The 7956-nt window shown below is 62.1% G+C and carries 9 protein-coding genes; 5 read left to right on the top strand and 4 right to left on the bottom strand.

What is annotated here, in order from left to right:
• The coding region (locus tag Q1W40_RS09820) for an alpha/beta hydrolase (RefSeq protein ID WP_300711384.1) at window positions 1–770 on the bottom strand (770 nt) is incomplete at its 3' end.
• A 64-nt stretch (window positions 771–834) separates the two neighbouring features.
• Here Q1W40_RS09820 and Q1W40_RS09815 point away from each other — a divergent pair.
• Window positions 835–1797: a LysR family transcriptional regulator gene (locus tag Q1W40_RS09815; RefSeq protein ID WP_300711382.1), complete on the top strand. Its 963-nt coding sequence runs from the start codon at window positions 835–837 to the stop codon at window positions 1795–1797.
• Here the strand turns inward: Q1W40_RS09815 and Q1W40_RS09810 are convergent.
• From Q1W40_RS09810 to uvrC, 3 genes are read right to left on the bottom strand one after another with little or no spacing between them, the layout of a single operon-like run.
• On the bottom strand, window positions 1766–2674 hold the full coding sequence (locus tag Q1W40_RS09810) for a DMT family transporter (RefSeq protein WP_300711380.1): 909 nt from the start codon (window positions 2672–2674) through the stop codon (window positions 1766–1768). The genes Q1W40_RS09815 and Q1W40_RS09810 overlap by 32 nt on opposite strands.
• On the bottom strand, window positions 2671–3240 hold the full coding sequence (pgsA, locus tag Q1W40_RS09805) for a CDP-diacylglycerol--glycerol-3-phosphate 3-phosphatidyltransferase (RefSeq protein ID WP_300711378.1): 570 nt from the start codon (window positions 3238–3240) through the stop codon (window positions 2671–2673). The genes Q1W40_RS09810 and pgsA overlap by 4 nt, the downstream gene beginning before the upstream one ends.
• 52 nt (window positions 3241–3292) lie before the next feature.
• Window positions 3293–5224 carry an excinuclease ABC subunit UvrC gene (gene uvrC / locus Q1W40_RS09800; protein WP_300711376.1) on the bottom strand — a complete coding sequence of 644 codons (1932 nt, stop codon included), beginning with the start codon at window positions 5222–5224 and terminating at the stop codon, window positions 3293–3295.
• 47 nt (window positions 5225–5271) lie between these two features.
• Here uvrC and earP point away from each other — a divergent pair, with 47 nt between their 5' ends.
• From earP to efp, 4 genes are all read left to right on the top strand, one after another.
• On the top strand, window positions 5272–6360 hold the full coding sequence (earP, locus tag Q1W40_RS09795; RefSeq protein WP_300711374.1) for an elongation factor P maturation arginine rhamnosyltransferase EarP: 1089 nt from the start codon (window positions 5272–5274) through the stop codon (window positions 6358–6360).
• Window positions 6361–6387: 27 nt separating this feature from the next.
• Window positions 6388–6873, top strand: a complete 486-nt coding sequence (locus Q1W40_RS09790) for a YeeE/YedE thiosulfate transporter family protein (protein WP_300711372.1) — start codon at window positions 6388–6390, stop codon at window positions 6871–6873.
• Window positions 6870–7295 carry a DUF6691 family protein gene (locus tag Q1W40_RS09785; protein WP_300711370.1) on the top strand — a complete coding sequence of 142 codons (426 nt, stop codon included), beginning with the start codon at window positions 6870–6872 and terminating at the stop codon, window positions 7293–7295. Before Q1W40_RS09790 ends, Q1W40_RS09785 begins: the two co-directional genes overlap by 4 nt.
• A gap of 97 nt (window positions 7296–7392) precedes the next feature.
• Entirely contained in the window at window positions 7393–7947 is a 555-nt protein-coding gene (gene efp, locus Q1W40_RS09780; protein ID WP_062404128.1) for an elongation factor P, read from the top strand.
• The last annotated feature ends 9 nt before the right edge of the window (window positions 7948–7956 follow it).

Here is a 7956-nt window from a genome sequence, read left to right as displayed (position 1 = left end):
CGCCACAGGGCCAGCACATCAAAGCAACGCCCGACCGCGCCATGCTGCCCCCACAGCACCCGAAGGGGCTGTGGCAACTGACGGCCAGCGGCCACATCGGCGCGGTCGTGTTCCAAGTCAAGCGTGGCACTGGCGCGGTAGTCTTCGGCAATCGATCGGGCGGTGCCCGGCAATGCCGCACAGCGTTCGTATTCGGTCAGCGCTTCGGGGGCAAATGCCGCCAAGCCTGCATAGCGTGCCCCCATCACACCGCGCACATAACGGGCCGAGTCCGATTCAATCAGGGCTTCAGGCAAGGGGGGTGGCTGGATCATGAAAAACCAATGCCAATAGGCGCGGGCAAACGCTTCGTTGGTGTTTTCGTACATCGCCAAAGTTGGCGCAATGTCGAGCAGCAGCAGGCGCTTGACGGCATCGGGTGCATCGGCAGCCAGCCGGTGGGCCACCCGGGCACCCCGGTCGTGGGCCAACACATCAAAGCGCTCAAAGCCGTGGGCTTTCATCACCGCCAGGGCGTCCAGCGCCATCTCGCGCTTGCTGTGGTTGCGGTGCTCGGCATCGGCCTCAGGGCGCGAAGAATCGCCATAGCCACGCAAGTCCATCAGCACCACGCGGTGCGTCTGCGCCAGCACGGGTGCCACACGGTGCCACATGGCCATGCTTTGCGGGTGACCGTGCAGCAGCAAAACTGGCGTCCCCGCCCCTGCGGCGCGGGAGTGCAACTGCACGCCTTGGCGTTCGACCGTGAGAGGGGTGAAAGTTTCCAACATGACCCGAGCTTAGCGCTCAAAACAGCAATAATCCGGCAATTGATTATTCACAATAAGAAAACAATTGGACCGCTCAGACCTTGAATTGACCTTGGCCGTGCGACAGCACGGCAGCCTCAGCAAAGCCGCTCGGGCATTGCAATTGGCGCCACCCGTGGTGACCAAGCGCTTGTCTGCGCTGGAGGCCGATTTGGGTGTGCGGCTCTTTCAGCGCACCACCCGCCGCGTGAGCCCCACCACCGAAGGCCATGCCCTGTGCGACCGCGCGGCCGAGCTGCTCCAGGGCTTTGTCGCCATTGAAGACGAGCTGCGCGAACGCCAAAGCGAGCCCTCCGGCCCCATCCGCATGGTCAGCAGCTTTGGTTTTGGCCGCTTGTGGCTCGGGCCGCTGCTGGCCGATTTTCAACAGCGCTATCCGGCAGTGCAAATCGAGCTGCAATTGTCGGAACGCCTGCCCGATCTGGCCAACGAAGGGTTCGACGCCGCCATCTGGCTGTGGAATCCACCTGCACACATCGCCGCCGAATGGATCTCGCGCAAGCTGGCGCCCAACCAAAGGGTGCTGGCGTCTGCCCCAGCCTACCTGCGGCAACACGGCATGCCCACGGCACCCGAACAACTCACGCAGCACCAGTGTCTGGTGGTGCGCGAAAACGGCGGTGAAACCGGACAAGGCCAGCGTTTTGACGAATGGCGACTGACGCGTGAAGGCTTTGCACGGCCCTTGCATATCCCGGTCAAGGGACCGCTGTCCAGCAATTCAGGCGAAATGGTGCGCGACTGGTGCCTGGCCGGCCAGGGCATCATGCTGCGGAGTTTGTGGGACATTGCACCGCTGCTGGCGACTGGTCAGCTGGTGCGGGTCTTGCCGGACTGTGCGATGCACGATGCGCACATCCACTGGCTGGCGCCCTACCGCTCGCAGATGCCCTTGCGCATCCGACTGCTGCAGGAATTTTTGGCCGACCGGTTCCGGGAAGAACCCTGGAAAGTGCTCAGCTCCGGGCAGGCCGCACCACGAGGCTGACGCCCAGCGCCGTCAAAGCGGTGCCCGCAATCGTCGCGGCGGTGATGGTCTCGCCAAACAACAACCAGGCCATCATGGCCGTGGTCGGCGGCACCAAGTACATCAGGCTGGTGACAGACGCCGCCGCACCGCGCTGGATCAGGATGTACAGCAAGGAGCTGCCCCCCAAGGTCAAGCCCAGAACCGCCCAGGCCATGGCGCCGATCGATTCGGCATTCCATTGGATGATCTCGGGCTCTGCCAGCGCCAAAGGCAGGGTCACCAGCGAGGCGGCCAACAACTGCACGGCATTGGCCGAGCGGACATCGCAAGGCTGCACAAACCGTTTTTGATAGAGGGTGCCAATCGTGATGCTGAACATCGCCCCAATGGCAAACGCCATGTTGACCGGTGTCACATGGTCCATGGCCGAGCCCAAAGTCAGCTTGCGCCAAACCACCATCAACAGCCCGGCAAAGCCCAACGTGAGACCCGCCCACTGGCGCGGCGTCACGCCGGGCTGGCCCGAACTGCGCAAGCTCCAGGACAACCAGATCGCGGTCAGCACCGGCTGAAAACCCACAATCAAAGAAGACAAACCCGAGCCCATGCCCGCCTTGACAGCGGCCCATACGCCACCGAGGTAGCCCGCGTGCATCAAGACACCCGTGACCGCCAGATGCAGCCATTGCGCACGGTCACACGGCCAGGCCACGCGGGCCAGGCCAATCCAGATCAGGAAACAGACGATGGAAAACAGATAGCGCATCAGCAAAAAGCTGAATGGCGGGGCATAAGGCATGCCGTAGCGGGCGACGATGAAACCGGTGCTCCAGATCAGCACAAACACCACCGGCATGGCCTTGATCCATGCCGAAGTCGGAGAAGACGCGCTCATTTCACCCGAGCCCGGATTTCAGGCAGGGCCTTTTGCATGTAGTACACCATCGACCAGATGGTCAGGACGGCAGCAAGCAAGATCAACACAGCGCCCCAGTCACGGGTGTCGATGACGCCGAACAACATGCCGTCGTAAAGCAAGAAAGGAATCGCCACCATCTGCACCGTGGTCTTGAGTTTGCCCACCATGTGCACGGCCACGCTCTTGCCCGCGCCAATTTGGGCCATCCACTCGCGCAGCGAAGAAATCGCGATTTCACGTCCGATGATCACCAGCGCAATCAACACATGAACACGGTGCATGTGCACCAAAATCAACAAGGCCGCGCAGACCAGAAACTTGTCAGCCACCGGATCAAGGAAAGCGCCAAAGGCCGAGGCCTGGTTGAGCTTGCGGGCCAAATAACCATCGAGCCAGTCGGTGATGGCAAACACCACGAACATGGACGTGGCGATCAGGTTTTGCGTGGCCACCGTCAGACCAGGCCAGTAATACACACCCACGATCAAGGGAATCGCGACGATGCGCGTCCAGGTCATGAGGGTTGGAATCGTGAAAAACATGGCTCTCATTGTGGCACGGCTGTTTGGCGTTTCTCTGACAAGCGGGCGACCTTCAGTGCAGGGCCTGGTAAATCGTCTCGGCCAGCTCGCGTGAAATGCCCTCAACCCCGGCCAGATCCTCGACGCTTGCGCCCTCCACGCCCCGCACTCCGCCAAAGCGCTGCAACAGGCGAGCGCGTTTGCGAGGCCCGATGCCGGGGATCTCCTCGATCTTGCTGCCGCCCATGCGCACCTTGGCCCGCTGGGCCCGCATGCCGGTGATGGCAAAGCGGTGCGCCTCGTCGCGGATCTGCGCCACCAGCATCAACGCGGCCGAGTCCTTGCCCAGATAAACCTTCTCGCGGCCATCGGCGAACACCAGTTCTTCCAGGCCCACCTTACGGCCCTCGCCTTTTTCGACGCCCACGATGCGTGACAAATCCAGCCCCAGCTGGGTGAACACCTCTTTGGCCATGGACACCTGGCCCTTGCCGCCGTCGATCAGCACCAAATCGGGCAAGCGGGCCGTGCCTTCGGCAGAACGCATGGCTTCGGCCAGCTTGCCATAGCGGCGCATCAGCACCTGGCGCATGGCGGCGTAATCGTCACCGGGCGTGATGCCCTCGATGTTGTAGCGGCGGTACTCGCTGCTTTGCATCTTGTGCTGGCGAAACACCACGCACGAAGCCTGCGTGTTCTCGCCCGCCGTGTGCGAGATGTCAAAACACTCGATGTGCAGCGCATCCAGATCGTCCGGGGCCAGGTCCAGCGCATCGGCCAGTGCCCGGGTGCGGGCCTGCTGCGAGCCCTCTTCGGCCAGCAAACGCGCCAGCTGGATGTCGGCATTTTTCTCGCTCATCTCCAGCCACACCCGGCGCTGCTCACGCGGGTTGTGCACGGCGGCGATCTTGTAACCCGCTTGCTGCGACAGTGCATCGACCAAGGCTTTGTCCACCGCCACGCTGGTGATCAGGGCCGCAGGCACCGGAATGCCGATGTAATGCTGCGCCAAAAAGGCTTCAAGCACCTGCTCCTCGACTGGACGGGCGACTTGATCTTCCTCATCCACCGCCTGCAAAGCGTGGGCGTCTTCCACATGCGCCGGAAAATAAGCCCGGTCCCCCAAATGCCGCCCGCCGCGCACCATGGCCAGGTTCACGCAAGCGCGCCCGCCCTGCACACGCACCGCCAAAATGTCCACATCGGTGTCGGTGCCCGTGTCCACCGACTGCTGGTGCAAGACCTTGGACAGCGCCGACATCTGGTTGCGCACCTCGGCGGCCAGCTCGAATTCCAGCTGCTCGGCGTGCGCCATCATCCGCGCTTCCATCTCTTGCAGCAGGGCCTGGGTCTCGCCTTTCAAAAAGCGCTCGGCATGCTTCACATCGTCGGCATAGCCTTGCGGGCTGATCAGGTTCACGCAGGGGCCCGAGCAACGCTTGATCTGGTACAGCAAGCAGGGGCGGCTGCGGTTGGCAAACACCGTGTCTTCGCAGGTGCGCAAGCGGAACACCTTTTGCAAAAGCTGGATCGTCTCTTTGACCGCCCAGGCACTGGGAAACGGGCCAAAGTAGCGGTGTTTTTTCTCGACCGAGCCCCGGTAATAGGCCACACGCGGATAAGTCTGCGCATCGGGCGCACCGCCCTCGGCCTTCAGGTACAAAGTGCCGTTGCCGGTCAACTTCAAATAGGGGTAGGTCTTGTCATCCCGAAACAGGATGTTGAAACGCGGGTTCAGCGTCTTGATCAGGTTGTTTTCCAGCAGCAGCGCCTCGGCCTCGGAGCGCACCACCGTGGTCTCCATGCGGGCGATCTTGCTGACCATGTGGCCAATGCGCGTGCCGCCATGGTCCTTCTGAAAATAGCTCGACACCCGCTTTTTGAGCTGCTTGGCCTTGCCGACATACAGCACGTTGCCCTGCGCATCGAAGTAGCGGTAAACCCCCGGCAAAGCCGGGAGCGCAGCCACCTGGGCCAGCAAAGATTCGTCGTGTGCCGCTGTCATGGCGCGTATTGTGACGGTGAAACACTTTGCCCCGACAATCTCCTCCCATGAAGACGCACCGCCTCTGGGACATTTTTTGCACCGTCATCGACAACCATGGCGACCTGGGTGTGTGCTGGCGGCTCACGCGCCAGCTGCTGGCCCAAGGCCAGTCGGTGCGCCTGTGGGTGGACGATACCTCGGCCCTCAGTTGGATGGCCCCTGACGCCCACGCCCTGCCCCACTTGCAGGTGCTGCCCTGGTCTGATGGCAGCCAAAGCGAAGTGCTGCACGGCTTGAGGCCCGCCGATGTGTGGATCGAAGCCTTTGGCTGCACCCTGCCCGAAGCCTTTGTCACCCATGGCGTCGCCACGCACGCGAAACAACCGGCCTGGATCAACCTCGAATACCTGAGCGCAGAGGACTGGGTGCCGCGCATGCACCGCCTGCCCTCGCCCGTGATGAGCGGCCCGGCCAAAGGCTGGACCAAACACTTTTTCTACCCCGGCTTCACGGCAGACACGGGCGGCCTGCTGCGCGAAACCGACCTGCTGGACAGACAACAGCATTTCGACCGGGATGCATGGCGTCAAAAGCACGCCCCAAGCCTGGCACCGGACGGCCTGCTGATCAGCCTGTTTTGCTACGAGCCCGCCGCCCTGCCCCAACTGTTGGCCCAACTTGTGGACACGCCCCACCACCTGCTGGTCACCCCCGGCCGCCCGCTGGCGGCGGTGCAACAAGCACTGGCCCACATGCCCGTGCACCCCAGCTGGAGCGCCCTGCCCTACACCCACCAAAATGGCTTCGACGAAATGCTCTGGGCCTGCGACCTCAACTTTGTGCGCGGCGAAGACTCGCTGGTGCGCGCCCTGTGGGCGGGCCAAGCCTTCATCTGGCACATCTACCCGCAAGACGACAACGCGCACCATGCCAAGCTGGAGGCGTTTTTGGACTGGATGCAAGCGCCGGAGAGCCTGCGGCGGGCGCATCGGATTTGGAATGGCATTGAAAACACAGCTTGGCCCACATTGAACGCCGAGACCCGCGAGACTTGGTCCGCCTGTGCCACAGCTGCACGCGCCGGACTGCTCACACAAAACGCATTGCACGCCCAACTCATGGACTTTTTTCCAACCCAGACGACAAACGCCTGACTTCAGCTGCAGGGATAATCCGGCCCCATGACCCTCATCGACACTCTCTTCCCAACCTTATTCCCGTTTGGCTGGCAGCACTACCTGCTGGGCGGCCTGACGATTGGCGCTGGCGTGGCGCTGCTTTATTTGTTCAACGGCTGGGTCGGTGGCATGAGCACCGTCTTTTCCAGCAGCTGGTCCTGGGTGTTCAAGCGCCCCTTCTTTCAGCAAGAGCGCTTTCTCGGCTCCCGCAGCTGGCGTCTGGTCTACGCCTTGGGCGTGGTGCTGGGGGCACTGGTCTGGCGCTTTGCATTGGCGGGCGGCCAAGCACAGCACACCCACGTGCCGGTGTGGCAGCTGCTGGTGGGTGGTTTTCTGGTGGGTTACGGTGCGCGCCTTGGCAACGGCTGCACCTCAGGCCATGGCATTTGCGGGCTGGGCTCATTGCAACTGCCATCGCTGGGCGCGGTGCTGACTTTCATGGCCACCGCCTTTTTGACCGCCAACCTGATCGCCTGGAGCCTGGCATGAACCCGAATACCCTGACTTTTTCCAAAGCGCTGGTCACCCTGCTGGCCGGTGCCCTGTTTGGCTTTGGCCTGTCACTCGCCACCATGGTCCAGCCCGAGGTGGTCCTGGGCTTTTTGCAGTTCAAGGACTGGGGCTTGATGCTGGTCATGGGCGGCGCGGCCGGTCTGGCCATGCTGGCCTACAAGGGATTTCCGCGCTGGTTCGCACGCCCCCTGCTGGGCGGACAGTTCCTCACCCAGCCTGCCAGCTGGAACCGCCAGACCGTGATCGGCTCGGCCATTTTTGGCGTGGGCTGGGGCTTGTCGGGTGTTTGCCCCGGCCCGGCCATTGCGGCTTTGGGCACGGGCAACACCGACATCCTGTGGGCTTTGGGTGGCATTGTGCTGGGTGCTTTGGCCCATGGCCTGACGACCCGGGATTGATCCCAAGTCGCTGTTGGCAGAAGCAAACCCAGCCCTCGCAGGTTAGAATAAAGGGCTTGGCTTCAAGCCACCCTTTTTCATTTCAGACTCAATTCCTATGAAAACCGCTCAAGAAATCCGCGTCGGCAACGTCATCATGCACGGCAAAGACCCCATGGTCGTCCTGCGCACCGAATACCAACGCGGCGGCCGTGGCTCGTCCACCGTGCGCATGAAGCTCAAAAGCTTGATCGCCAACTTCGGCACCGAAGTCGTGTTCCGCGCCGACGACAAGATGGACCAGGTCATTCTGGACAAGAAAGAGTGCACCTACTCTTACTTCGCTGACCCGATGTACGTTTGCATGGACACCGATTTCAACCAGTACGAAGTCGAAGCCACCAACATGGGCGACGCCCTGAACTACCTCGAAGACGGCATGGAACTCGAAGTGGTGTTCTACAACGAGAAAGCCATCTCGGTGGAATTGCCCACCAGCGTGGTGCGCGAGATCACCTGGACCGAGCCAGCCGTCAAAGGCGACACATCGGGCAAAGTGCTCAAGCCCGCCAAGATCGCCACTGGCATGGAAGTGCCCGTGCCTTTGTTCGTGAGCCAAGGCGACAAGATCGAAATCGACACCCGCACCGGCGAATACCGTAAGCGCGTCTGATCTTCAGAT

The sequence above is a fragment of the Limnohabitans sp. genome (assembly GCF_030158565.1).
GTDB lineage: Bacteria > Pseudomonadota > Gammaproteobacteria > Burkholderiales > Burkholderiaceae_C > Limnohabitans_A.
Note: the sequence above shows the minus strand (reverse complement) of the source record. Positions and strands in the feature narration are given on the sequence as shown.

Excerpts from the sequence above, each read along its gene's own strand:
- uvrC (WP_300711376.1), bottom strand. The coding sequence starts at position 5,224 with ATGACAGCGGCACACGACGAATCTTTGCTGGCCCAGGTGGCTGCGCTC.
- Q1W40_RS09810 (WP_300711380.1), bottom strand. The coding sequence starts at position 2,674 with ATGAGCGCGTCTTCTCCGACTTCGGCATGGATCAAGGCCATGCCGGTG.
- efp (WP_062404128.1), top strand. The coding sequence starts at position 7,393 with ATGAAAACCGCTCAAGAAATCCGCGTCGGCAACGTCATCATGCACGGC.
- earP (WP_300711374.1), top strand. The coding sequence starts at position 5,272 with ATGAAGACGCACCGCCTCTGGGACATTTTTTGCACCGTCATCGACAAC.
- pgsA (WP_300711378.1), bottom strand. The coding sequence starts at position 3,240 with ATGTTTTTCACGATTCCAACCCTCATGACCTGGACGCGCATCGTCGCG.
- Q1W40_RS09785 (WP_300711370.1), top strand. The coding sequence starts at position 6,870 with ATGAACCCGAATACCCTGACTTTTTCCAAAGCGCTGGTCACCCTGCTG.
- Q1W40_RS09790 (WP_300711372.1), top strand. The coding sequence starts at position 6,388 with ATGACCCTCATCGACACTCTCTTCCCAACCTTATTCCCGTTTGGCTGG.